This window comes from Kitasatospora sp. NPDC098663 (assembly GCF_044760075.1).
Taxonomy (GTDB): domain Bacteria; phylum Actinomycetota; class Actinomycetes; order Streptomycetales; family Streptomycetaceae; genus Kitasatospora.
The window spans coordinates 1-25,495 of record NZ_JBIWAP010000042.1 but is presented as its reverse complement, the minus strand read 5'-3'; the positions used below and the strand labels follow the sequence as shown (position 1 = coordinate 25,495).

At 69.6% G+C, this 25,495-nt stretch carries 15 protein-coding genes and 2 pseudogenes; 7 read left to right on the top strand and 10 right to left on the bottom strand.

Translation table 11 applies throughout. The features are described 5' to 3' along the window. Positions 1-38: 38 nt before the first annotated feature. Positions 39-5,438 carry an SNF2-related protein gene (locus tag ACIQVZ_RS33410; RefSeq protein ID WP_402455184.1) on the top strand — a complete coding sequence of 1,800 codons (5,400 nt, stop codon included), beginning with the start codon at positions 39-41 and terminating at the stop codon, positions 5,436-5,438. A 71-nt stretch (positions 5,439-5,509) separates the two neighbouring features. Beyond that, positions 5,510-5,854, top strand: coding sequence for a hypothetical protein (locus ACIQVZ_RS33405; protein WP_402455181.1), 345 nt, complete (start codon positions 5,510-5,512; stop codon positions 5,852-5,854). 1,110 nt (positions 5,855-6,964) lie between these two features. On the opposite strand, the gene ACIQVZ_RS33400 is transcribed toward ACIQVZ_RS33405, so the two are convergent. The 3 genes from ACIQVZ_RS33400 to ACIQVZ_RS33390 all read right to left on the bottom strand — a co-directional run bounded on the left by ACIQVZ_RS33400 (position 6,965) and on the right by ACIQVZ_RS33390 (position 10,429). Then, positions 6,965-7,693 carry a hypothetical protein gene (locus tag ACIQVZ_RS33400; protein ID WP_402455179.1) on the bottom strand — a complete coding sequence of 243 codons (729 nt, stop codon included), beginning with the start codon at positions 7,691-7,693 and terminating at the stop codon, positions 6,965-6,967. Positions 7,694-7,882: 189 nt separating this feature from the next. Then, on the bottom strand, positions 7,883-9,547 hold the full coding sequence (locus ACIQVZ_RS33395; RefSeq protein WP_402455177.1) for a hypothetical protein: 1,665 nt from the start codon (positions 9,545-9,547) through the stop codon (positions 7,883-7,885). Positions 9,548-9,586: 39 nt separating this feature from the next. After that, a complete protein-coding gene (locus ACIQVZ_RS33390; protein ID WP_402455175.1) occupies positions 9,587-10,429 on the bottom strand; it encodes a hypothetical protein in 843 nt (280 codons plus the stop codon). 332 nt (positions 10,430-10,761) lie between these two features. Here ACIQVZ_RS33390 and ACIQVZ_RS33385 point away from each other — a divergent pair, with 332 nt between their 5' ends. The 4 genes from ACIQVZ_RS33385 (at position 10,762) to ACIQVZ_RS33370 (ending at position 20,763) form a co-directional block, all read left to right on the top strand. Further along, positions 10,762-13,311: a hypothetical protein gene (locus tag ACIQVZ_RS33385; RefSeq protein WP_402455172.1), complete on the top strand. Its 2,550-nt coding sequence runs from the start codon at positions 10,762-10,764 to the stop codon at positions 13,309-13,311. 792 nt (positions 13,312-14,103) lie between these two features. Next, the gene (locus tag ACIQVZ_RS33380) at positions 14,104-15,003 is read left to right on the top strand and encodes a hypothetical protein (protein ID WP_402455170.1); all 900 of its coding nucleotides are present in this window, start codon (positions 14,104-14,106) and stop codon (positions 15,001-15,003) included. 46 nt (positions 15,004-15,049) lie between these two features. Beyond that, complete coding sequence (locus tag ACIQVZ_RS33375; protein WP_402455167.1) at positions 15,050-17,350, top strand: hypothetical protein; 2,301 nt, start codon at positions 15,050-15,052, stop codon at positions 17,348-17,350. Positions 17,351-17,394: 44 nt separating this feature from the next. Continuing rightward, positions 17,395-20,763 (top strand): hypothetical protein, encoded by a 3,369-nt coding sequence (locus tag ACIQVZ_RS33370; protein ID WP_402455166.1) that lies wholly within the window; start codon positions 17,395-17,397, stop codon positions 20,761-20,763. Between the two features lie 678 nt (positions 20,764-21,441). On the opposite strand, the gene ACIQVZ_RS33365 is transcribed toward ACIQVZ_RS33370, so the two are convergent. The 7 genes and pseudogenes from ACIQVZ_RS33365 to ACIQVZ_RS33335 form a co-directional block, all read right to left on the bottom strand. Then, positions 21,442-21,891 carry a hypothetical protein gene (locus tag ACIQVZ_RS33365; protein WP_402455163.1) on the bottom strand — a complete coding sequence of 150 codons (450 nt, stop codon included), beginning with the start codon at positions 21,889-21,891 and terminating at the stop codon, positions 21,442-21,444. 98 nt (positions 21,892-21,989) lie between these two features. Continuing rightward, positions 21,990-22,553, bottom strand: coding sequence for a DNA-binding protein (locus tag ACIQVZ_RS33360; RefSeq protein WP_402455160.1), 564 nt, complete (start codon positions 22,551-22,553; stop codon positions 21,990-21,992). A gap of 160 nt (positions 22,554-22,713) precedes the next feature. Beyond that, a complete protein-coding gene (locus ACIQVZ_RS33355) occupies positions 22,714-22,854 on the bottom strand; it encodes a hypothetical protein (protein ID WP_402455157.1) in 141 nt (46 codons plus the stop codon). Positions 22,855-22,944: 90 nt separating this feature from the next. Further along, positions 22,945-23,232, bottom strand: coding sequence for a hypothetical protein (locus ACIQVZ_RS33350; protein WP_402455283.1), 288 nt, complete (start codon positions 23,230-23,232; stop codon positions 22,945-22,947). A 14-nt stretch (positions 23,233-23,246) separates the two neighbouring features. Further along, positions 23,247-23,648: pseudogene (locus tag ACIQVZ_RS33345) on the bottom strand (TnsA-like heteromeric transposase endonuclease subunit); the annotation flags it as partial. Between the two features lie 298 nt (positions 23,649-23,946). Then, complete coding sequence (locus ACIQVZ_RS33340) at positions 23,947-24,168, bottom strand: DUF397 domain-containing protein (RefSeq protein ID WP_402455155.1); 222 nt, start codon at positions 24,166-24,168, stop codon at positions 23,947-23,949. Beyond that, entirely contained in the window at positions 24,149-25,036 is an 888-nt protein-coding gene (locus ACIQVZ_RS33335) for a helix-turn-helix domain-containing protein (RefSeq protein ID WP_402455152.1), read from the bottom strand. The genes ACIQVZ_RS33340 and ACIQVZ_RS33335 overlap by 20 nt, the downstream gene beginning before the upstream one ends. A 199-nt stretch (positions 25,037-25,235) precedes the next feature. Here ACIQVZ_RS33335 and ACIQVZ_RS33330 point away from each other — a divergent pair. Continuing rightward, a pseudogene (locus tag ACIQVZ_RS33330) lies at positions 25,236-25,495 on the top strand (hypothetical protein); the annotation flags it as partial.

Genomic DNA, 25,495 nt, shown 5'->3' with positions numbered 1-25,495 from the left:
TGATCCGGAGACGCACGTGGGTCGGGCACGATGTCGCCATGCCCCCATTGACGTCCACCGTGTTGCGCTGCGCCAGCTGCGGTCGTGGGTACGAGCGCGCCGCCGATCGCGACCAGTGGAACGGCGACTTCAAGCGGGGCGTGCTGAAGGCGGTGATCTGCCCGAAGTGCCAGTCCCCCGACCAGGTCCTCGAGGCGGTCGTCAACGACGCGCTTCGGTTTGCCGCGCTCCCGGGTGCACGGGAAGCCCGTGCGGCTGAGCCCGGTGAGTGGCAAGTCGTGCAGGCCCTCGTGGAGCCGGCCGTGCGCAACGATCCGGGCACGCATCTCGTGGTCCGCCTCGTCGGCGACGTCCTTCGACTCGCGGTGGCCGGGCACAGCGACGCGGCCCTCGTCTCCATCCTCGCCCCGGGCCTGTGCACTGAGGTCGCGACCGCCGCGCTGGCCGACGAGGGTGCTACGGCAACCGGCCAGCGCGTGCTGGTCAACGCCACCACCGATTGCCCGGCCGACATCGTGTATCTGGCGGCCGATCACGCATCGCTCGAGGACGGTGAGGACCGCGGCGAGCTGATCCTGTACTACCACCCCGCCATTCCGCCGGGCCTTCTGCGGGCTTTCGCGCCCCGGATCGCCGCCCTGATGCAGAGCGAGGAAGCCACGGCGGGCCTGGTCGGCGGGTCCGCCGGCCTGCTGGCCCGGCTGGTCTCGGACGACGCCCTCCCCTGGATCAGCACATCGTGGATGTCCGGTCTGCTGGCTCGGCCCGGCGCTCTGCCCGCCGGGACGGACCTGGCCCGGCTGGACAGGAGGGTGCTGCGCTCGCTCCAGGAACCCGACACCACGCCCGGCGATCTGGTGGCCGTGATCTGCTGCCCGCACACGCTGGCGAAGTCCGAGGCGCTCGCGTGGAAGGTGCTGGCCGCTGACCTCGCGGTCGCGTGGACGGCGCTGGAGTGCGCCGCGTGGGCGGCCGGGATGACGCTGGCGCGGCGCAGCGCGTGTGTCGAGCCGGGCTTGGAGGCCTGCCAGCTGGCGCTCCACGGCCGGGGCTGGAGCTGGATCGGGCCGGTCGGGGTCGCAGCCGGCGCCCGGGGTGCCCTGCACCGTGCGTTGCTGGCGTTGCTGGAGACGCTGGCGCAGGCCGAGCCGCACGGCCAGGCGCTTCCCGTGGAAGGCTGGGCGGGCGTCGAGGGCCTGGTGGCGTGGGTGGACGGCTCCCGGGTCGACGCCGTGGTGTCGGACCTGGCAGCCCGGGCGCAACCGCCCGGGACTGCCGCTGGGGGCGGCAGGAAGTACCGGCAGGCGAAGGGGAATCGGCTCCCTCTGGCCTCCGCCGCGGCGCAGGCCGAGCAGTTCGTAGTGGACTCGGTCGCCGAACTTGCCCACCAGAAGCGCGTGTTGGCGGTCACCGAGCAGTTGAGTTCGGACGCCGAACGGCGGGTCGATCAGTGGCGGGAGCGGGTCGCGCAGCTGGTTGAGGCTGGCGCGCCCGAGAACGAGATCCTCGCCGCCAGCGCGGACTTGGCCGCCGCGACCTTGCGCGTCGCCGGGCCCGCCCGGCAGGACTACCAGTGGGAGGGCCTGCGCCGGGCGGTCAGCCATGGTGGGGCCGAGCTGAGCGGGACTGCCCACCGGGTGGGGGATGCCGACGGACAGCCGCTGTGGGTCGGGCGGATCCAACAGGCGCCGGGTGGCGGCAACGGCCCGCTCGTGGAGGGACCGGTCCAGCCCTCCGAGGAGGCCGCGCTGAACGCCGCCGCACTCCTTGCCGCCGCGAAGCTGGACGTGGCGACGGAGAAGGGGGCGGACCTGCTGCGGGTGTGGCACCTGGTACCCCCGCAGGAGTCTCTGCCGCTGGTGGAGGACCTGGCCCGGGCCGGCGTGCTGCTCGACTGGGACACGGCCGTCGAGGGCGACGGCCCGTGCATGGCGACGATGTCCGCCCGTGCACAGGGCCAGACGGTGCGCGTCCAGGCTCCCGGCACCGAGAAGGAGTTCGCCGTCGAGCAGTGCGCGCGGGCCCTGCTGGCGGTGCTGTCCGGTGAACGTGGTTTCGGCCCGCTGGCGGGGACCGCGCAGGCCGCCGGACAGTGGCTGGAGGACGTGGCCGGGGAGCCCTGGCATGGCGCCCTCAAGCGCCGGACGACCAAGCCGCTTGGCGGCGGTCGGCAGGTGGAGCTGAAGACCCGGGTCGGCGCCCGGGAGATGGCGGTCGTGGTGTCCGCCGAGGTCGAGCCGATCGCCGAACTGGCCGCGCGGTGGCTGCTGGTGCAGGAGCTCGCGGGCCAGGTGCCGCCGGCTGTGCTGGAGCGGGACGCGTCCCGGGCACGGCAGGCCGCGGCCGCCCTGCGCGAGGAGAGCGTGCTCGGCGAGGTCGAATTCGCGCAGGGCCCGGGAGGCCCGGAGGCGGTCGTGGCGCGAGCGGCCCTCGGTGACGGGAGGGTGTGGGCGGCGGGCCCCGATCGCGAACAGGCGTGCGCGGGCCTGCTGGCCGCGGTGCGCTGGCGGCTGCTGGCACCGCAGGATGCCGCGCGGTGCGGCGCCGGGGAGCCAGGGCCGCACTGGGTCGCGCTCTTCGAGCCGCCGCCGCCTGACAACGACGGCGACCTGGCGTGCGGTGAGCGGCTGCTGGCGGCGGTCCACGCCGGTGCGCGTCTGTGCGTGGTCGGCGTCGACGGCTCGCCCGGCTCGGAGCCCGGATTCGTGACGGTCCAAGCCGCCGCACCCAAGGCCAGGCCGGGCCGGGGCGGCGGGGGCTGGCGGCTGTGGTCCGAGCGCGGGGCCCTGGCCGTGCCGGGACCGGCGGTCCCGGTCGTCGACGCCGCCCAGCACCTGCTGGCCGCCGCCCCTGATCCCGGATGGGACGCCTCGGCCGCGGCGTGGCGCGAGATCCTGCGCTTCGGCTGCCAGGTGGTGGCCGCCGGCCAGGTCCGGCCCGGCCTCGGGGCCGACGGCACCGCGGTGTGGCGGCCCGGCCCACTGGGCGACGAACAGCACGCCCGGTTGGAGCAGCTGGCGGCCGGCCTGCCGCCGTGGGGGCACAGCGCGGCCCTGGGCGGCGGCCGCGAACGGATGCTGTCCGCCCGCGCGACAGCGGACCTGGTGCTGGGCGAGCTCACCGATGCCCTCGTCCGCGGCCCGGGCGTCGCACCGGTCTGGGGACACAACGCCCTGACCGCCCGCACCAGCCACCCGGTACGCGGCGCCGCGGCGCGGTGGCTCGACGACCTGGAGGAACTGGCCGACCCCACCACGCTGCCCGGGATCGTCGTGCAGGTGATGCCGCCCCCAAGGCCAGACGCGCCGGCCAACTCCCTGCAGGTGACCATCCGCCTACGGCCCGCCGAACGTGGCGCGGCCCTGGTGGCGCTGCCTGACCTGACGGAGCGCCATGGCGCGCAGCACCCCGCGGTGCGGCGCGCCCGGCGGGCGCTGCGCAGGGCGGCGGCACTGTGGCCCCCGCTGGCCGGCGCCGGCGAAACCGCCGACCGGGTGAGGGTCAGCCCGGGGGAGGCCGCGCTCCTGCTCGGTCATCTGGGCCGGGTGCTGCGCCACGCCGGCGTGGAGGTGGTGTGGCCCGAGCAGTGGGCGGCCTGCCTGCGCACCACCGTCGTCGCCTCCGGGCCGCCCGAAGCGGGCCTTGCCCTGGATCAGCTCGTCGACTACCGCTGGCAGTTGCGCCTGGACGGAAGCCCCCTCACCCCGGCCGAGAGCGAGCGCATCGCCGCGGCGGCCGGCACCCTGATGTGGCTGCGCAACCGGTGGGTCCTGGTGGACGAGGTCACAGCTGGGCGGGCCCACGGCCGCCGGATGCGCGCGGGTGTGCCGGCCGGCGAGGCCCTGCAGGCGGTGCTCCTGGGATCGGTGGAGCTGGAGGACGGCGAGCACGCGGACGTGGTCGCCGACGGCGCCTTGGCCGACCTCGCCGGCCTGCTGACCGGCGCCGCGCACACCCCGATCGCTCCGCCGCCGGGCCTGGCCGGCACGCTGTGGCCCTACCAGGGCGCTGGCCTGACCTGGCTCGCCTCGGTGACGCGCCACTTCGGGGCGATCCTCGCCGACGAGATGGGTCTGGGCAAGACGGTCCAGACGATCGCGTTGGTCCTGCACCGGATCCGCACCGGGCAGTCCAGGGGCCTGCCGGTACTGGTGGTCGCGCCGGCGTCGATGGTGCTGACGTGGGTCCGGCACCTCGCGGAGTTCGCCCCCGCCCTCGTGGTCCGCGCCTACCACGGGCCGGACCGCTCCCTGGAGGGCCTGGCCGCCGACGAGGTTGTCGTCACCAGCTACGGAACCCTGCTGGAGGACCGCGTCTTGCTGGCCGGCCAGGCGTTTTCCCTGGTCGTTGCGGACGAGGCACAGTTCGTGAAGAACCCCGCCTCCCAGCGGGCCCGGGCACTCACCGCCGTACCGGCGCTCACCCGCCTCGCCCTGACCGGAACCCCGATGGAGAACCGGCTCGCGGACCTGTGGGCGCTACTGAACTGGACCAACCCCGCGTTGTTCGCCTCCCAGGCCGCGTTCATGCGCGCCTTCGGGGGCCTGGAGAAGGTGGACCCCGACCCGCAGACCCAGCGTGCGCTGAACCGGGTCACGGGCGCGGTGATGCTGCGCCGCCGCAAGGTCGACCCGCGGGTGGTGCTCGACCTGCCGGAGAAGATCACCTCCCGGCACGTCCTGGCCCTGACCCCCACCCAGGTCGGCCTCTACACGCGGGCCACCCGGCTCGCGAAGGAGGTGATCGCCAGCGCGCCGGGCCGGGAACGCTCGGCCGCGGTGCTGCGGCTCATCACCCAGCTCCGTCAGATCTGCAACCACCCGCTGCACCTGAAGATCGGCTCCGCGACCTCGGACCGTGTCGCCACCGGTCTGGCCGGCTACGACAGCGCCCGTTCCAGCAGCGAGGCTTGCAAGCTGGCGGCGCTGGACGACCTGGTGCCCACGGTCCTCGACAGCGAGCCCGAGGCATCGATGGTCCTGTTCACCGAGTTCACGACGATGGCGATGGTGATGAAGCGGCACGCGGCCGCCTGGGACTGCAGACCGCTGCTCTACACCGGCGCCATGACGCCCGGTCAGCGCGACGTCGCCCTGACCCGGTTCCGCGACCGGCACAGCCGGCTGCTGATCGTGACCTACGGGTCGGGCGGAACCGGCCTGGACCTCACCACTGCCAACCACGCGGTCCTGGTGGACAGCCACTTCAACCCCGCCCGGATCGCACAGGCCGTCGACCGGCTCCACCGCCCCGGCCAGAAGCACACCGTGCACGTACACCACCTGCAGACCGCCGGCACCATCGAGGAGAAGATCGAGAGGCTCCTCGCCCGCAAGCGCGGCCTCCTCGACGCCCTCACACCCAGCACCGCCTTCGACCCGGCCCTGCTCAGCACCGAGGAACTCCTCGAACTCATCTCCCTGGCGGCCGCCGCGTGACCCCTCCCTCGAACCCCGTCCCCCACCTGCGGACACCGACCCGGACGGAAGGGCCCGCCGAGCCCGCCACCGTGACGACCTACACGGCCGCACTCGCACGCTGGCGCGCCCCACTCGGCGACGGCCCCCACCTGCCGGAGCACCCTCCGGCCGCCGGCCACCCGCTGCTCCACGACGACCTGCCCACGGCGCCCGCGGGCCTGCCCTGTCACAGCGACCTCCTCGAGATCGCCCACGCCGCAGCCGACCGGGCCCAGATCCTGTTGGACGCCGCGCCCCTGCCCATCACCCCGATCGACCACGCCGTCCACATCGCCGCGGCCCGCCCCGGAACACCACTGGAACCCGCCCACCGGCTTCACCTGGACATCGGCCGGTGGCGCGGGCTGCTCGCCGCGGCCCGCGGAACCGGCTGACCCTGTACGAACCCGTGACCGCCCTTGCGGCTGCACCGCGTTCGCCCGCGGTCCTCGCCGGCGCGAAGCCGCGCACCTCTGGCTGCCGGGGCGCATTGCCGGCGCGGGCACGGCGACGGCGGGGGCCAGCGAAGCGGAGCACCGACGACCGGAGCCGGAGTGCGAGGGGTCACCTCGTGAGCGCCTGGAGGGGCGGCATCGCGTCGACGGTGCGTCCGGTTGAGTTGGACCGCGGCACGGCCCAGGTCGCGCAGCAGTTCGTGGCTCAACAGTCGGACTGTCCCCGGTTCCCCGGCATGGTTGTTTCAGGTCGTCCCGGGCCGGTCAAACGGGTCGCCGATGATCTGCGCAGGGAACGATCTGGTCGCGAGCGGTTGGCCCAGCTGGTTAATTCGCCACGTCCCGGCCGTGGTTGCGGCATCTCTGCCTGGTGGCGCTCAATAGCCGCAGCGACTGGCTTTCCCTCCGGTCGGCACTCAGCACAAGGGATGGGGCCACACGAGGCTGTTGCAGCAGCCGGCCCCGAGGACAGCCGCCCCTCGGGCGGCCCAGCGTGGTGGGGCACCGTGTTCTGCGGCGCCCCACCACCATCGTGGTCCACCACCACGCGCCCGTCACCCGTGGCCTCCTTCCTTGAGGTTCGACCCGGTACCGCGTCCTCGACTGCGCCGTACACACGCCGGGAAGGGCGCTGTGGTCATGACCCCGACGCCATCCCCCTGGCCGAGGTCATCCTGATACTGAACCTGGAATGTGCCGCGGTGCGCACTCTCAACCCTCTACCTGCTCCCAACCCGGCGGGAAGCAGTCCCCGATGCTCCGCGGCAGGCACTGGTGGACGAGCTCCGAGCGGCTTTCCGCACGCGAGGTTGGGAGGGCGCGGACGAGGCGAAACGAGTGTCGTCGTGCGCGGCGGATCAGCCGTCGTGATCAGACTGCCTTCCTGAGTTCCAGGCATACGGTGCCGAGCGTCACTCTGGTGACCCGGGGGTGAGGGTCGAGCTCCGCTCCAGCGATGCCGATGACGGGGTGGGTGAGCGCTCGGGCAAGGTCGGGGAGGTGGGGGTAGCCGGTCCAACGCAGCACCCACGTGTTTCCTTGGCCGGACAGCTACCGTTCTGCGGGGGCCCAGTCGGCGGCCGCACTTTTGTGGAAGGCCCGGTCGAACGGGTCTCGGGTCCAGCTTGTTGCCCATCTTTCGGCGTGGTCTTCCATGTTGTACCGGCAGGTGAGGCCAGTCAGCAGGAGTGCGGCGTCGGGGGAAGCGGGGGGTGAGCCGTCCAGCCGTGCTCGCTCGTCGGCGGTGAGTTCGTCGTCGGGCCCGGACGGTTCCTGCCGACGATCGGCCTCGGGTGCGTGTGGCTTCGGTCCGCCAGGGCGTCCGGTGACGATCAGCCGTGCCCCGGTGGGCCGGTGCCGGAGGTGGGACGTCGAGGGGTGGCGACCCGTCGATTCCGCGACGAGCCGACGCCCTGGGACGCGTCCGGGGCCGTCGCCTCGGGTACCGGCGACGAGTGCTGCCACTACGTCGGCCGGCGAACGCTGCGCGACGATCGCCAGCTCGTTCCAGCGTGGTGAGATCACCGGATCGAGTACGCCGAGGCCACCGAAGCTGTACGCCGGTGCCTCGCCTGTGACCGGTGCGCGGTTGAACAGGCTGAGCGCAAGCAGAGCCTGGAACTCGCGTTGAGCTGGGGAGCACGCGTCGAGGCCGATCGTGTTCTTGCGGCCGATTCCCGCGAGCGCTGCCTCGAAAGTCTCCCCGGTGAAGTCCTTGCGGACGTGCGCGGCACGAAGCCGTGCGGAGCTGCGGTTCCCCGAGGTTCCTGCGGAGGGCATGAAGATATCCCTTCGTGTGGGTAGACCTGGGCGTCGAGGTGGTGTGCCGAGGCCGGCTGTCGCCGGGCCGGGTACCGCGCACCCTCGCGGTGAGTGTGGGCGAACCGTCATTCGCGGGTCGGGTGCCTATGTCGGCCATCGGCGGTTTCACCGGCCCGGACGCGTGCCCAGGCCGGTCCGGGTGCGTGGCTATGCGCCGTGGCGGCGGTGCCTGGCGAGGGCCTGGGTGAGGGTGCGGGCGAGGTTGGCGATGCCGTCTGCCGCCCGGACGCTACTGGGTGCGTCGATGAGCGCGGACGTCAGGGCGTCGGACTGGGGGACGACGGCCGTACCCGCGAGCCCGCGTGTGCGCAGGGCCTCGGTCACCGCGCTGATGCGCTGCGGTGCCAGGGACTTCGGTGCGGCGTTGACGGCCAGTACCGTCACCGTGTGCGGGTTGCTGCGGTGTTGCAGTTCCTGTTCCACGAGCGCGGCCGTCTCTTCCGGCTCGCGGTCGGCGGGGACGAGGTGGACCCGGTCGTCGTAGTTGCCGATCGAGTCCAGCGGTGAGGTCAAACCGCTGGTCCATGCCTCGGCGGCGTCCTGCCACAGCGGTCCCCACGCGCTGTCGGCGATGGGAGCGATGGCTGTGGCGAACTCTTCCATCAGCGGCTGGAGTTCCACGGCGTCGAGCTCGTCGGCGGCCAGGTGGGCGAGGTTGCGCTCCCGGTTGCGCGGCGCCCACTCACTGCGGACCCGCTTCCACAGGACGGGGTGGCGTCGGGTGCCGTCGGCGTCGATCTGCTCCATGAACTCCGCCCGCCAGGCGTCGAGGGGCCCTTCGTCCTCCTCGGGCATCGGTGCGTCGCTCTTCAGTGCCTGATCGACCGACCACCAGGCGTCGCCGGCCCCGTCGTCCATGCCACGGTGCCACACCGCTGCCGTGCCCTGGCCGGGTGAGGAACCGAACGATCCTGCGGTCCCGGCAGCCGGACCCGACAACACGGGGTAGAGGTCAACGCGCCGGTCGGCGTACTCGGCGAAGCGGATGTCCAGGACGAGCAGCAACGTGGTGAAGGCGTCCCTGGAGGCTGCGGCCCTGAGGTCGGCGAAGACCGTGAACGTCGACTCCAGCCAGCGGTGGATGACCGCCGACCGGAACAGGTCGTTCATGTCGGCCAGGTCCGTGCCCCACCTGCGGGTGGCCTCGTCGGCGACGGTCGGCAGGAACTCCTCGATCATGTTGTGCAGTTCAGCGGCCGACAGCTGACGGGGCTGGAGGTGCTCCAGGTTCCGGCGCCGACTTCGGCCCGCCCACTGCCACGCGACGAGCGGCCACAGTTCGGGATGCCGTTCGTGTCCGTCGGCGTCGATGAACGCGAGGAACTGCGCCCGCCACTCCTTCAGGGGCTGCTGGTCCTCTGCTGGCAGGCGCTCCTCACCGCGGTTGTAGTCGAGCTCGTAGTCCATGGCCCAGAAGCCGTCGACGTCCGCCGGTACGGCCCGGTAGTATACGTCGACCTCACCGCGGCGCGCACGGTCGTCCACATACTGGGCGAAGCTGTCGTCGAGGTAGGCGAGGAGGTCGCGCAGCTCGCGCTCGCCGGGCTCCAGTAGGCCGTCGACGGCGTTGCGGTAGTGGGTGAACTGCTCGTCGAACCATTCCAGGACCCGGATGAGGCGGGGCCTCTGGTCGTCGACGAGGTGGCCCTGCCAGTGATTGTCTCGGTAGCGGGAGACGGCGACCTCGGCGTCCACCGGCACGATCTCGGGCCGGTAGTCGAACTGGGTGTCCAGGAGCACGACGTCGGCCTGCTTCCGGGCCTGCTCTACCAGGGCAATGTCGCCGCGCTCATCCCAGAAGGCCGCCGCCACCGTGCCCCGCTCCGGGCCCTGGGTCTGGCTGTCTGCCGGCTACGGTGTGACGCCTCGGTGCTGCAGCGCCTGGTAAGCGAACTCGTCGGCGCTCAGGAGCACCACGCTGGAACCGGCCCGGGCCAGTTCCTCGGCGAGAGCGAACGCGATGGTGGAACGGCCCTCGCCTCCACGCCAGCTGGTCACGGCGACGGTCGCCTTCAACCGGGCGGGGACCGCCGGTCCGTGGGGGCGGGCGGCGATCCGGTCGGCTGGCATCTCGGTCTCGGCCGCGGACGGTGCCCGCACACTCCAGTCCGGCATCCGCCCCAGGAACAGGCCGATCCGGCGCAGCGCGGTGCTCCACTGCTGTGCCTCGTCCGCGAGCTCGTTTCGAGTCTGTCGCCAGGCGGCCTGCTCGCCTTCGTTGGGGGTTGCTTCGAGCAGTCGGGCGCCGAGGTCGTCGAGGAGCGCGCGGGCGGCGCGGTAATCGCCCTGCGTGGCGCGGATGAGTACTCGCGCGGGGCCGTCGGCGTGCAGGGTGAGGTGGTTGGCGGGACCGTCGGTGGCGCGCAGGGTCGGGATTCCGGTGCGTGTGTCGGCGGTGATGGCGGGCAGGAGCCGTGACAACACGCGTCCGGCCGCTCCGCCGGCGGGCCACAGGGTGAGGGTGTGGGTGCCCGGGGAGACGCGGGCGAGGCCGAAGAGGCTGTCGTCGATGTCCAGGGGCGGCCGGGTGAGGCTGCGCAGGACGGCGGCTTCCAGGATCTGCTGCTCGTCGGTGTCCGCGTCGGGCACGAGGCCGAAGGTCAGGCCGTGGGCCCGGATCCACTCCAGGGCCTGCCGGTAGGTCTCACCCGTGAGTCCCGATCGGGTACGGGCGTTGCGGTCGTCTTTTGCCATGGGGCGTCCGCCATTTCTCGGCGCTGCCACCCGGACTGGCCGCGCCGACGGGCACGGTGAAGTTCGTCGCAGTGAGGCTCTCCCCCTTGGCCATCGTCGGCGCACGCGGGTCCGGGACGCAGTGCGGATGGCTGGTAGCTGGTCTACCGAGGGCACTCTAGCGCGCCCGGGAGGGAACGTGCATCACCCCGGTGCAAGCCCTTCTGAGGGGCCGCCGATGTGGGGGGACCTTCCCGTTCCCGGTCCGCCGACTGGTTGGGCCTGCCACGCTGTTCCCGCAGGCACCAGGGGGTGGCTCGCCCGGCAGCCGGGTACATGGAGGAGGGGATCGTTTGTACGACACGGTGAGGCTGGCGCTGCAGGAGTTGAGGAACGACCTGGTCTTCGAGCGCGTGGCGTACTGGGCGCTGGAGAGCCGGTATCCGGGTCTGCGGCCTACCTCGCCCAGCAGCGATCTCGCCCGGGACGGATACGTGCGCACACCGTTCAGCACCGGCGACGAGGTCGTGCTGTGGGTGAGCCTGCAAGGGCGGTGGCAGTCCAAGCTGGAGTTCGAGCTGAGGCAGCACCGCCGACACGACCGGCGGGCGAAGGCCGTGTTCACCACCACCCGCACGACCACGGAGGCGTCGAAGGAGCAGTGGCGCAAGCTGGCCCGAGCCGAGCACGGCGTGGAACTGGAAATCGTCGACCTTCACGAACTCACCGGGCTCCTGGAGCACGAGGGCCTGCGCTGGGTGGGCGAGGTGGAGCTCGGCGTCCGCCCCCAGGCCCCTCGCGCCCTGACTCCGGCCGGCTCCTACCTCCAGCGCCTGGCCCACCGGGTACCCGGCATGACGCAGCCGCTCGTCGACGGCGCCGCGTTCGCCCAGCAGCTGCACAACGCCCTGACGGGAAGCGAGCGCGTCGTGGTCGTGGAGGGCCACGGCGGGATCGGCAAGACCCGGCAGGTCATCGAGGCGGCCCTGACGGTCGCGGCGACGCTCGTCCTTGCCACCGGCGCCCCGTTGGAGCGTTCCTCGTTCACCGAGGTCCCGCTGGACGTGCCGTCGGTCCTGGTCGTCGACGACGCCCACCGCTGCCCCGGGCTCGCACCACTCGCCCTGCTGCTCGCCGACCCCCGCTTCGATCCGGTCCGCGTGGTCCTCGTCGTACGGCCCGGCCACGGCGACGCGGTGCGCCACCGCGCCGGCGTGGAGTCGCACCCGACCCGGACACTGCGGCTCGAGCCCCTGGACAGCCGGGCTGTGGACCGCATCGTCACCGGCCACGGGATCCGCGGCGAGAGCTTCCGGCGCCGTGTGGTCGAACTCGCCGACGGTAACCCGCTGCTGGCCCACACAGCCTGCGACGTCGCGACCGCGTCCGGGCGCTTCAGCTGGACGGACACCTCGCACCTGCTGTCCGAGCTGGTCCGCAACCGGCTGGGCGGTGACGGCCCGGCGACCCGGGAACTGCGCGCCACCGCAGTGGCCCTGGCGGTGCGCGGCCACGCCGGCGATGCCCGGGGCCACGGCGCCGGCCGCGACCTGGCCACGCTCACCGGCGCCGTCACCGCACTGCCCGCCGACCCCGGCCGTCTCGACCTGCTGCTCGCAGACCTGGCCGACGCCGGCCTCGCGGCCGGTCCCCCCTACACGCTGCGCCCGCACCTGGCGGCGCCCGTGATCCTGGCCCAGGCGATGCGCCGGGACCAGGCCGTACGACTGGACGTTGACGCGGCGCTGCAGATCCTCGCCGAGGACGCGGGACGGTTTCCTCTGTTCGGCGAGGGGCTGTCCTGGGCGGAGGTGTATCTCGGCCCGCAGTTGACGGATCTCACCGTGGCCGTGCGCGACAGTGCCGACACCGGGCTCGCGAGGACGCTCGCCGGCTTCGTCCGTTCGCTCCTGCCGGCCCGGGCCGACCACGACGACTGGTCGGTCGTGGTCGCTCTGGCCGACCGCATCGTGCCCGCCGTCCCCACGGTCCTGACCGACCTGCACACCGCCCTCGTCGCGCAGTGGCCCCCGGCTGAGGAACCGGACGGGGAGGACCTGCAGTGGCTGGACCACTGGCGAAACGAGACCTCCGGCCTCGCCCGCCGCTACACCGATCTCGCCGCCCACGTCGACGAGGCCGAGCAGCCCGGCGCGGTGTCCGCGCTCCTAGACCTCGCCTACCTGTGCGACACCGCCGGCCCCGACCTCGTACCGCTGCGCGAGATCGCCCAGTGGCGCGTGAGCGCCGGCCTGCTCGCACCCGGTCGCTGCAACGACCTGATGGCGCTGCGCCGCGAGCGGCTGCACACGATCACCCAGTGGGGCCGGGACCGGATCGCCGAACCCCCGACAGGCCTGTCGGCATATCAAGCGCGACGACGTGGTCCCGCGACGATCGCCCGGGTCCTCCTCGCGGCCCTCACACCGCTGCTGTCGGGATCCGTACGGATCACCACTCCCGGCACACCCCAGGACGAGATCTACCACGTGCGTGAGGTCCCGCTCCCGGCCCACCCGGACCTTCCCCTCCAGGTCGAGGAAGCCGCCGGTGCGCTGGTGGCGCTCCTCGACCAGAGCGACCTCCACCGCCAGGACAACCTGCCGGTGCTGCAGGCGCTCGTCGCCGTGGCGGGCGCCCTGCGCAAGGAAGCGGTCCGGCCGCTCCTCGGGGGCCGCGAGTTGCCCGAGCACGCCCGCAAGGCCCTGATCGACGCGGCCGCCACCGCGAGCGCTGGCATCGCCGCCCGGTGGGAGAGCCTGCCGCCAGCGGTCCGCCGCCACGCTGTGGAAGGCGTCCTGCTCCTGGCTGCCGTGCTCAGGGACCGCCGGGCCGCCGCGGGCGACCCCGTCACCGCCGCTGCCCTGCGCCACGCGGCGCCGCCCCGCCAGCCCGCCCATTGAGCTGCCCGCCCCGCTGCAGGTGACCGGCCCGGTCGGAAGCCTGGTCCTCGCGCACTACCTACTCGCCCACAACATCGGTGGCCACTTCGGCACCACCCGCGACGAACGGCGCGAAACCGTGCACTTCCGCCTGCGCGCCGAAGGCCACCGCCAACGCTGGCGCGAGGCAGTCACCAACCCTCTGCTGGAGTTCACCGAACCGAATCCCGAACCCGGCTTCGCCTCTCCCTGCAGTCGGCGGTCGCCACCCCGTACGCGATCCTCGGAACAGGGGGCTCAGCCGAAGAACGGCGCGCCCTCCAACCGGAAACCTCCCACCCCTCCGCCGGAGGAACGACACCGACAACGCGTCCACCCCCAACAACGCGGGTGGGCGCGCGGCGAAGAGTACGCCGCAGGGCAAGGCCCTCCGGTTCAGGCCGCCAGTGAGGTTCCCGCCCGCCTGCGGGCGGGAACCTCCGCCTGGTCGGGGACGGTGAGGCCCAGGAGCTTGGCGACCTCAATGCTGGAGACGCGGTACGCGCGGCCAGCGCGGATTAGGCGACGACGTCCCGCGCTTCGAAGCGGTAGCGGTGGGCTGAGCGCCTCAGCTCCCGCGGCGCGACTGGCCTGCCAGCCATCCGACGACTAGAACCCGTTAGTCCAACTCGCCACATGCCGCCACTCAAGAGTCTTTCGAGCTCGATTCGAATGGCCTATCTAAGATAAGATGCCATCCACACACCTCACATATGAGGTCTTTTGGATAGGGCAATCACTGGTCATTGAGATCGCAGGGGAGATGAAAGATTCATGGCGAAACTGTCCTACAAGGTGCCGAGTTCGCTGAACAGGAGCTTCCTCGACCACGAGATCACACTGAGCAAGGGAGGCTGGGCGGCGAAGCCCTCCCCGATCAAGCAGCTGCTCTTCTTCGGCGGCGGCATCCTCACCCTGTTGTGGTTCAGCACGTCGACGTTCGTCGCAAGCTCGGGCCCAGTCGCCATCACGTTCTTCGTCCTCTGGGGACTGGCGTCGATCGTCTATTTCGGCGGGCTGATGAAGACGAAGGAGCTGCGCATCATGAGGGTGCCGGCCTTCCTGGCGTATCTGCCCCGCAAGGCCCGCCGCGTCTTCACCCGTCGTAGCTCGAACCCGACGGACTTCTACTCGATCGTCGGCATCGACGGGATCGACGAGGACGGGCGGATCCACTTCTCCGACGGCGGCGAAGGTCAGGTCTACCTGGTCGTCGGCTCGGCGAGCTATCTGCTCTTCGACGAGGACCGGATCGGGATCCTCGACCGGGTCGACTTTTTCTGGCGCAAGGTCGAGACGACCTGCGAGCACAGCTTCATCACGACGAAGGAGCCGCAGCGGATCTACCACCAGGTGGCGAGCCTGGAGCGGCGCAACCAGGCGCTGCAGGTCCGTGACCCCGATCTGATCGAGCTGCAGAACGAGCAGTACGACATCCTCACGCAGCACGTGGGCGGGAAGTTCCCCTCGATCCACCAGTACCTGCTGCTCAAGGGCAAGAACGCCGATGCACTGCGCAAGGGGCACCAGGTCCTCCAGGCCGAGGTCGGCGGCTCCACTTTCATGATCAAGGAAGCCGCGAGGCTCGACCGCGAGGAGGTGGAACCGATGCTGCGGGTCTTCTACCAGGGCATCGACGACGAACTGCACAGTCTCAAGGCGTCGCTGAACTGATCAGCGCCAGGCCGACCGACACGACCAGGGACGAACGAAGGGCACCATGGCGCTGATGGCGAAAGTCCGGGCACAGCTCGGCATCCCGGGGAAGCAGCCTGACGGGACGGATGAGACCGCGGAGCTCGTGGTCGATGACCCACGCGCGGACGGCGCTGCTCAGGCTGAGGGCGTGCGAGGCACTGCGGCAGCCGATGCTGTGGCCGATGAGGCCGCCGAGCCGAAGAAGAACTGGTGGCAGCGTCGCCGGGAGGTGAAGCACCTCCAGGGCACGTTCGACGCCTATCCGCATCTGCTCGCGCTGAAGCCAAAGGAGAACTACCTCTTCCGATCCGACTACTTCGAGGTCGACGGCTCGGTCGCCTGCCTCCTGGCGTACTTCCATGACGACGCCGCGCACGACAACTTCGCCGCCTTCTGGGGCATCGACCGGATCCCGGACGGCCTGGACGAGCGGGTCACCGCGATCGTGCTTGAGCAGGTCAAGCGGATGGATGACAAGTGGATCGACTCATATACGAAGCAGTCGGAAAAGCTGGAACGGCTCGATGCCAGCGAGCAGGAGGAGACGGGCACGACCTCCTCCAAGCGCAAGGCCGCGAAGATCTCCGGTGACCTCGGGGTCACGATCGGAGAGCTCCAGGACGGCGCGAGCTATCTCTCGGTGCACAACCGGCTCTTTCTCAAGGCCCCCGACCTGGCGACCCTGGACGACACGGTCGACCGGGTCACGCGCCTGTACATCGACCGCTTCGGCACGCTGAAGGTTGCGCCCTATGCCGGCGAGCAGCGCCAGGAGTTCTCGGGCCTGTGGAAGAACAACGAGAAGAAGAAGGGCAAGGGCTTCCACTTCACCTCGACCGAGCTGGCCGGCTCGTACTCGCTGGTGACCAACGGTCTCAACGACAAGGGCGGCGAGTACGTCGGTTACATGGTCGGCGACGTCAACAACAGCGCCGTGCTCATGGACGTCGATGCCTACGAGCACCATGTGGTCGTCGCCGACGCCACGCTCAGCGAGTACCTCGACCGGCAGCGGGTGTCGAACATGTGGTGCTCGAAGATCTCGCAGGCCACTCTGCTGAACAACGGCCAGGTCGTCCACCTCGTCCTTGACGGAGCGAGCCTCGACAGGCTCGGCCCGAAGTTCGAACGGCTCACCTCGCGCGTGGACCTGAACCAGGGGGATGTGAACATGTTCGAGATGTTCGGCGAGGAGGAGGACGAGCTGACGGTCTTCTCCGCCCAGATGGAGAAGCTCAAGCTGATGTTCGAGCAGCTCTACGAGATCACTGATGGCGCCGTCGGCTCGATCATCCGCAGTGCCCTCGAAGACACCGCCACGGACTTCTACGTCGAGCAGGGTATGTGGCGGCACAACGCCAAGGAGCAGCGGCGCCGCCTGCGTGTGGTGAACATCCCGCACACACAGGTGCCGCGTCTTCAGATGTTCGTCTCCTACCTGGCGACCGCGCACAAGGCACTGCTGAACTCCAGCAGGACCGATGCGGATCAGCTGCGGGCGTACAACGTGCTCAAGGGCATCGCCAACGCGATGCTGAGCACGAACGGCGACCTCTTCAACAACCACACAGCCTCGGCTGTGGACGGGGTCCGGGACTCCCGGCGCGTAGTCTACGACTTCTCACGGCTCATGCGCCGTGGCAAGGGCGTGGCGATGGCGCAGCTGGTGAACATCGTCGGCTTCGCCGTCGGCAAGCTGGGGCTCGGCGACACGGTGATCATCCACGGCACCGAGCACATCGACGACCGGGTGAAGAGGTACATCCAGGACCAGTTCGACCACATGCACGAGCGTGGCGGCCGGGTGGTCTACAGCTACAACGACGTCGACAAGATGCTGGCCGACAGCGACTTCAACAAGTTCGACGCCGCGGACTACACGCTCTTCGGCCCGATGCGCGACGGAACGGTGGCGGAGTACCAGAAGCAGCTGCACCAGCGGATCCCGCCGGATCTCGCTCAGCTCATCACGACCAAGGGCGAGAACCTCGCGTACCTGCGCCGGAGCGTCTCCAACGTGGTCTTCCACCTGGATCTGGCACTGGGGATCAACCCCTACCGCGAGGCCCAGCGCAGGCAGGTCCGCCTGGAGGCGGCCAGGGCCGAAGAGGTGGCGCGGATGGACACGATCATGTATGACAAGCCGGCACCGGGCGCGAACCTCACCAGCATCCGGAAGCACAGCGCGGGCGGCGACGGTGAGGCTGACGCGGGCCATGACGACGCAAGCAGCCGCAACGACGGCAAGAGCCTGCAGCAGAGAGAAAACGGCGCAAGGCGACCAGCAGAGCAGACCAGGCCGAAGAAGCTGGTCAAGCCATGAACGCGGTCAGCACTGATACGAGGGCGAGGAGCAGAGGAGCGACGATGAAAGGGACGATCACGGCGGTGGCGAGGCTGCGTGCCTGGGCCGGCCACGGTGGTGGTGCCGCCCGCCCGGGTCGGCTCGTACGCGGGCTCGCCCTCGTGCTTCTGGCGGCGCTGCTCGTGCCGGTCTTCATGATGGCGGCCTCTTCGCCGGCGTCCGCGGACGACAAGAAGGAGCGCGACAACTACAGCCTCTACCAGCTGGCCTCGAACGCGAGCTCGTACTTCAGCGAGAAGAACTCGCCGCAGAACGACAAGGGCATGCACAAGAACTGGAAGCCGGTCACGTCCAGCCCGGCCTCGGGCGGCTCCATGCTCGGCTACGCCGACCCGAAGTTCAGCCTGGGTAACATCGTGGGCTGGTTCTTCGCCGAGGTGTCAGGGTCCTCGCAGACCGTTACCTACGAGACCCTGGCCGCGAAGGATGACAAGGGCGACGCGAAGTACTCGGGCATGCTCGACTACGCGCACTTCGGGGCGGCCAACAACGACCTCGGCCTGGACACGATGTCCTCGGGCATCGGCGGCCAGATCGTGAGCGTGATCGGAGGGTCGATCATCTGGGTCCTCTACGCCCTGGCGCTGGCGGTCGGCACGCTGTTCTACGTCATCATCCAGTTCCTGAAGCTCGTCAACCCCTTCATGTGGTTCTACAGCGCGGTCGCGGCGGTCAATCCGACTCTTGCCGAAGGTATGACCGGAGGTGATACCGGAGGCGGCGCGCTCTCGGGTCTGCAGCACTGGATCAGTGGCTGGTACGGCCTGCTCGTCGACATCGCGTGGCAGGCGCTCGTGCCGATCTTCATCGGCCTCCTGCTCATCGGCCTGGTCCTGTTCAAGAAGATGGACCGGGGCTCGGCGATCAAGAAGCTCATCGTGCGCGTCGTCTTCATCGGCCTCGGCCTGCCGCTCGTCGGGTCGATGTACTCCAGCGTGCTCGGAAAGTTCGACGACTCCGTTCTCGGTCAGCACGCCGGCCCGACGCGTGTCGTGCTGAGCACCTACGTCGACTTCGAGGCGTGGATGATGAACGACCGCCTGGGAATCCCGGACCAGGCCACTGTTTCCTGGAACGGCGACCAGGCGAGCCCGGACGCGATGATGGCGGTGCGCACGAGTGCCCTGGCGATCAACAAGCAGTCCCACGGGGCGACGTTCAACGGCATCAGTATCGGAACGAAGGCCAACAACGCCGAGTCAGCGTGGAAGGACGGCACGGTCTCCGTCACCGGCAACAACGCCTCGGACGACTTCAAGGCGGTGTTCTCGACCTTCGGGATCATCGGCAAGTACATCGCCGGCGGCGAGGTAGCGGCCTCCGACTTCGAGTCGGGGATCAAGAGCTCGATCTCGCAGCTGGACGAGAGCTCGGATGTCAAGAAGAGCTGGTTCGTCGACAAGAGCAGCTACGGCGACGTGGAGGGGTTCGGTGAGGAGAAGGGGCCGAAGCCGGTCGATCACCCGGTGATTTCGACCGACAGCACGGGCCTGACCTCCTCTCGTCCCGGTAAGGACTCGACGGTCTTCACGACGACGGGTACGAAGGGAGGCTGTGGCTTCACGGTGGGCAAGACGCCCTCCTCCTGCAACCTGGCCCCGCTGACTGCGTACAACTACCTCAACACCGGGTTCAGCCCCAGTTCGCTGACCATGTACTCGTCGAACAACGCCACCAGCGGGTTCACCCGCGAGAACCACATGGCCGTCAGCCAGGTCGGCACAGGGCCAGCGAAGTTCATGTACTGGAGCAACGCGGTCACGGTCCTGGGCTCCATCGTCCTGCTCGGCTTCTGGTACGCCATCGGCATGCTGGCAGGCTCGGTCAAGCGGATCTTCGGCTTGGTGGCCGCCGTGCCGTTCGCGACGCTGGGCGCGCTGCAGGCGATCGCCAAAGTGATCGTCTACTCCATGGCGCTGATCCTGGAGGTCCTCATCACGCTGTTCATCTACCAGTTCGTCTCGGAGTTCCTGATCTCGGTCCCGGGCATCATGGCTGGACCCGTGTCGAGTTTCATGAGCCCGGGCAGCCTGTGGGGCAACGCTGCGCTCGGCGGGATCATCGTGGTGATCCTCACCCTGATCTCCTCGCTGGTGATCATGGGCATCACCTTCGCCCTGCTACGGGTTCGCAAGACTGTGCTACAGGCGATGGACGAGGTAGTCACCAAGCTCGTGGACAAGTTCCTCGAGACGAACACCACCCCGAAGCCGGACAAGGGCGGGCTGATGCCTGCTCTGGCCGCGGGTGCAGGAGCTGGGGCAGGTATGGCCATGGGCAACAAGCTCGCCAACGGGTTCAACAGCGGGACCAGCGGTCCGGTATCCCCGAGCACGGGCAAGCCCGCAGGCAAGACCGCGTCGACGAACGCCGGCGGCACGAACGGTGACGCCATGGCACCGACCGCTGGTCCGCAGCAGTTGGCCCTCGGGGGTGACGGCCAGGATGGACCGGATGACCCGGTGCTGGATGGTGGTCCTGGTGGTGGCTCCGGCGGCAGCAGTGACGGCGTCAAGGCTCTGCCGGGCGGCAGTGGTCCCGCCGGTGCTCAGGGCGCGCCCGGTCAGGGCGACGGATCCGACGACAAGGGTAGTCCGCTGCAGCTGACGAGCGGTGGAGCGGGCAGCTCGCGCTCGGACAAGCGGACGGCGCAGGGTTTGAGCAACCAGGGTGGCCTGTCGAACCTCGGGTACACCTCGGACGGCAACAAGGTCATCGCCGGTGAGGTTCTGACCTCGTCCACGGATCTGTCGAGCTCTCGCCGTGGCGCTCAGAGCCAGAGCGGTGCGGGTAGCACCGACTCTGTTCCGACCAGCGGAGACCGTAAGGCTGGCGCCGGTCAGAGGGGCCCGACGCACTTCGGCACGGGTTCCCAGGGGGTGCAGAACCAGCAGGGCAGCAACCAGCCGGCTGCACCGCAGCGCTTCAGCGGCGACGCTGCGCCTGCCCCGGCTCCTGCTTCCGGGCAGCCGGTCACCCCGAGCACGCGTCCGACGCGCCCCGCTCAGGGCACCCCTGCCCCGAAGCGGCTGGGAGCTGGCACGTCGGATCCTCGTCCCGTGGCCGCTCCGGCTTCGGGTCAGACTCCGGCCGCCCCTGGTGCGCGGACTCCGGCTCGGACGCAGGCAGCGCATCAGCCGGGTTCGACCCAGGCGTCGACGCCGACGCCGCGGCAAGCGCCCGCCCCGCAGGCGCAGGCTCCGCAGCCTCCAGCTCCTGCACCGAACCCCTCACCGCGGCAGGCCCCGGCTCCGCGTCCTCGTCCGCGCCGGGTTGCCGATCCGTCCCCTCAGAACGTGGAGACCCCTGAACCGCAGCAGCGGCCGACGGGGCGGGCGCGCCGGGGCGGGCGTGAGGAGCCACAGGACTGATCGTCCGGTCGAGGGCGAACGTGGAGGACTGACGCACCCGGTGCGAACGATCATCGCGATCGTTCGCACCGGGTGCGTCAGTCCTCCGAACAGTGCGGGGAGAAGGTGTGGGACATGGGGCCCGGACCGAAGCTTCACGACGAGTTCGGCTTCGGCTCGGGCTACTCCTTCCGCGCGTAGATGTGACCCTTGCCACCCTCTCCCATTCGAGCTGGGGCTGCATCATCTTGCCGAGTTCGCGCCCGGCCATGACGTGCAGCCAGTGCGCCACGTCTGTGCGCCGCGCATCAAGGAGCCAGGACAACCCGCGCTTGTCGACGAGGCCGCAGATCTGCCTGCCTTCCGCCGAGTGGCGGCCGCGGTCTCCACCCGCGACCGCGATGAGATGCTCGGCCATGGCGCTCTCCCTGCCGGGATTGGGCCGACACGGGGTTCTTGACCTTCGCCAGGCGCTCCTCCACCCTGCCGACGGTCCACCACTCGCCACCGCCTGTAGATCTGCCCCGGAGAGAGCGGCGAACTGCGGGCCTTCATCCAGGGCCACCTCCGCTGCAGCCCGAAAACGAGACGATCCACCGTAGACGCCAGAGGCTTGATCAGCTGAGGAGAGACAGAATCCCGTGGACGCGATACCCACGGGATTCTGTGCTGCGCGGCCGGCCGAGTGAGACGTCGACGCTACTTCTGGCACTCGGCCTTGAAGCCGCCCAGCAGAGCCTTGCCAGCATCAGAGTTGTCACGTACGTACGCGCTGCCGCTGATGCTGATCGAGGTGTCGCTGGTTGAGATGGACTCGCTGCCGGTCCGCTTGTTGCGGCTGTCTTCTCCGGCGACCGTCCAGATGATCTGGGACTGATCCTTGTTGAACTCGCCAGTACTGGTCACGCCCGGCTTCTGGTAGACACCATCGCAGGTGTACTCATGATGCGAGACGCTGTTGCCCTTGACGACCAGTTGGCCGAGTTCGGACGTGCCGTTGACGTCCTTGACGTAGTAGGTACCGTCGAGCTTGCTCGCGCTGTCGCTGCTTACGCCGCAGGCGGTGAGTATGAGTGAGCCCGCGGCCAGGGCCGCGATGGACACGGCGATCTCGGCCCGCGCCCTACGTGCGGTCCTGGTGATGCTCATGGTGATCCCCCCTTCGTTCGTTTCGGATAGTCAGTTTGAGATAGAAGGTCAGTCAAAATAACTTATGTGTAGGTGCCTTGGCGGACCGGGATCGCCCCTCAAGCGCCTTCCCGGAGGTTGTCGAGCCGATGCTCAGTCAGTGCTAGGGCGACCTCGGACTGACTGAGCGCGTGTTCCCCGTCCTGGATGCGCCACCGCAGACGCTGCACGGGTGGGGCGCCTGCTTCTTGGACTGCCAGGTCGCCGAGTTCACGCAGCTCTGCGTACGCCCCCTGCAGCTGTTCCTCGTGGTGTGCTGACCGGACCCTGAGGCGGCCAGCCCGCTCCTCCCACCAGCGCACCCGCGACTCGCGGTCGAGAGTGGTCTGCCCTTCGATCCAAGCGCGGAGCTCGGTTGGGTCGACGTCACTCGGGAGTCCGGTGGCGAAAGGCCCCTCGGGTTCCGGCATGTCGATTGGGATGTGCGACAGCAGGACCGCGGGGGTCGTGTCGAGCGCATAGGCGATCGCGACGAGATCGTCGACGGTCACGGGGCGAGCACATCGCTCCATCTCCGCGAGGGCGTCGGCTGAGATCGGGTGATCGAGCATCAAGAGCACGTAGGCCAGCTCGTCGCGGGTGAGCTCGCGCAGCTGGCGGTAGTGGGTGATGGCGTCGGACACGGCAAGGGATGTGGGAAAGGGCGACGGCATGAAGCGATCGTAAGGGAGCAAAAAGGAGCTCCTCGAGAAGTGTGCGACAACTGCACAGACGTCGCACTGCCGAGTAGTCGGGGGAATCTCACCCCCCGGCCCTCACAGACGGCTCGTGCCGCTCTGATCGTCAGACCAGCACCGCGCTCACCCATGGTGTGAGCCGCCAGTGCGCGAACATGCGAGGGTAGCGCCGGGCGATCTCCTGGAGCTTCGCCAGCGCCTTCCGCTTGCCCGCGAGCCGCCCGTACTTCTTGCGGATCCACCGCAACCAGGTAGGCGTTGATGCGGGTCAGGAAGGCGTGCATCTCCCACGGCCGGAACCGGCTGTAGTAGTTGATCCAGCCGGCCACCGTGGGGTTCACCCTACCCGGAGGCCCGCCACCGCGCGTACGCGAGGGTCGAGAACCACATCCGCTGCGACAAGACCACAGGCCACGACCACCGGACGCTGCACGACAGCGACCGAAGCGACCGAGACAGCCGACTCGACCGACGAAGCGGCCACAGCAACCGGCGGCTGGACGACGGCTTGGTCCTCGACCTCGGCCTGGTCCCCGTCCTCGCGCGGCGCCGGACTCTTCGAGACCTCCAGTAGGTGTTCCAGGATCGCGGCCTCGAACTGCCACGGCCGTCGATAGCCGGCCAAGACCTCACATTGGCCAGCTGGACCGGCTCGCGCTCACTGAAGACCTCGAACCCCCGGCCCTGCCGCTCCATCAGCTCCCGTGTCCAAGCGAACGTCAGAGCGACGGTGGGTTCCTCCAGCCGGGACCGCGGCTTGACGTCCACCACGGTGACCAGGCCGTCGTCCCGTACCGCGAGGAAGTCCGGCACGTGGCGACGTTGCCGCCCCTCTACAGTTGAGACCAGCTGGAACGGCTGGAAAACCAGCACCGACCAGTGCGGATCACGGTCCGCCAGTAGCAACCACGACAGTTCCAGCCTGGACTCGTATCCCACATGACCAGCCATCACCGCCGACCAGTAGGAACCCGAGTAATGCGCCTGACCGTGCCGAGGGCGAACAGTGCGCCAGGGCTGCAGCCCATCGCAGAACGACACGCCCACCAACTCGGACAAGTCGACCCCAACACGCTCATCTCCGCGCCGTAAGCGCGCTGTCGCATCCACACCCACTCAACTCCCGTCCCGGGCGCCAATAGCACCACAGTCACGGTGGGCAGCTGCTGGATCGGCTGGATACGGTATGCGGGCCGACGGTCACTCGTTCGAGTGACCGTCGGCCCGCACGCCGTGACCTACGCTCTATTTTGGTCTCCTATGGGGCCAAGTGGCCTCGCAGTGGTCCCCAGGGCTGGGAATTGGCCCCCGCTACAGAGACCCTTCAGCTGTGGGCAGATCAGAGTTCGCCGGCGAGGATGCCTGCCTTGGCGGCTTCCCACTCGCGGGCGGTGAAGCACAAAGGCGCGCGGTCGGGGTTCTTGGAGTCGCGGACGGCCCGGCCCCCACCGGGCAGGTCGGTGACCTCAAGGCACTCGCCCTCTCCTCCGCTGGCGGAGGACTTGCGCCAGACGGCGCTGGTGAGGTCGTGGGCGTAGAGATCAGCCTTTGGTGCGTTCACGTGCGGTTCCTTCTTCCATGCGTGCGATCAGTGCCAGCGAGTCGTCCGGCGGGAGGGCGGCTGCCAGGATCCGCTCGTAGGCTGCGGCGTGGAGCTTCACGCTGGCGGTGTCCTCAACGTAGGACGAGCCCAGGAGGTTCTCCAACTGCACGACGTCGGGCAGCGGACCAGGGAAACTGATCAGGTTGAAGCCGCCGATCGTGCCGGGGTGGAGGGTGGCATTCAACGGCATGATCTGGACCGTCACGTTGGGCAGTTCGGCAGCGTCCAGGAGCCGCCGCAACTGCTCGCGCATGATGGCAGGTCGCACCGCGAACCGCTGGTGGAGAACCGCTTCGGGGATGATCGCCCACAGTTCGAGCGGCGAGCGGTTGGTGCGGCTGAGGACCGCCTGGCGGGCCTGTCGGACCTCGGCCAGGGCGGTGACCTCTTCCGGGGTACGGGTCATCGCGTTCACCGCGATCGTCTCGCGTGCGTAGGCCGCGGTCTGCAGCAGCCCAGGGACCAGGCCGGGCGAGTAGATCCGGATGCTTTCCGCGTCCGACTCCAGCGAGATGTAGTCCGTGTACGCGGGTGACAGCACTCCGCTGTACGTCTGCCACCAGCCGCGTTTGCCAGCGTCCTTGGCCAGGCTGTCCAGCGCGGTGAACACTTCGGGGTCGCTCACGCCGTAGACCGTCAGCAGGGAGGACAGCTCAGCGGGGCGGATCGACTGGGTGGCGTTCTCGATCTTCGACAGCTTCGGGCCCTTCCACCCCATGGCCTCGGCCGCGCCGTCGAGCGTGAGGCCAGCGCTGTTGCGCAGGCGCCGCAGGGCTTTGCCCAGCTGGCGGCGTCGGACGGTGGAAACCAGCGGCGAGTTCGGCATGGGCAGAGTGTCGCACTACCCGCGTGCGCAAGACGACCCCTCGCGGCCCCGCGCGACTCCGAATCGGGTAGAAACCTTGCGCCCAATCACGGAAAGGTCCATCCTCTTGAAGGCAAGCGCTGACTAGCCGTCAAGTATGGCCATCTCAGCGCTACTTGTTCCAATGCTGCGCGGACGCAAGCCCGCAGAAGGAGGGACCATGCTTTCGGCGGCCGACAAGCTGGTGCACAGCGAGCACGGGTTCTACGTCCAGAACCGTGAGTCGGGTGTCACGGTCCACCTGGTCGCCAGCCAGGCGAGCCTGGCGCGGATACGGCGTCTGACGGTCGCGGAACTGGTGGCGGCTGGGGTCGTCCTCGGTCTGGCCGAGGACGCGGAACTGCTGGTCAGCGAACTGGCCGGGAATGCGGTGCGGTTGTACGGGGACGGGGTTCCGTTGGTCGTCGAGGTCGACGCGGG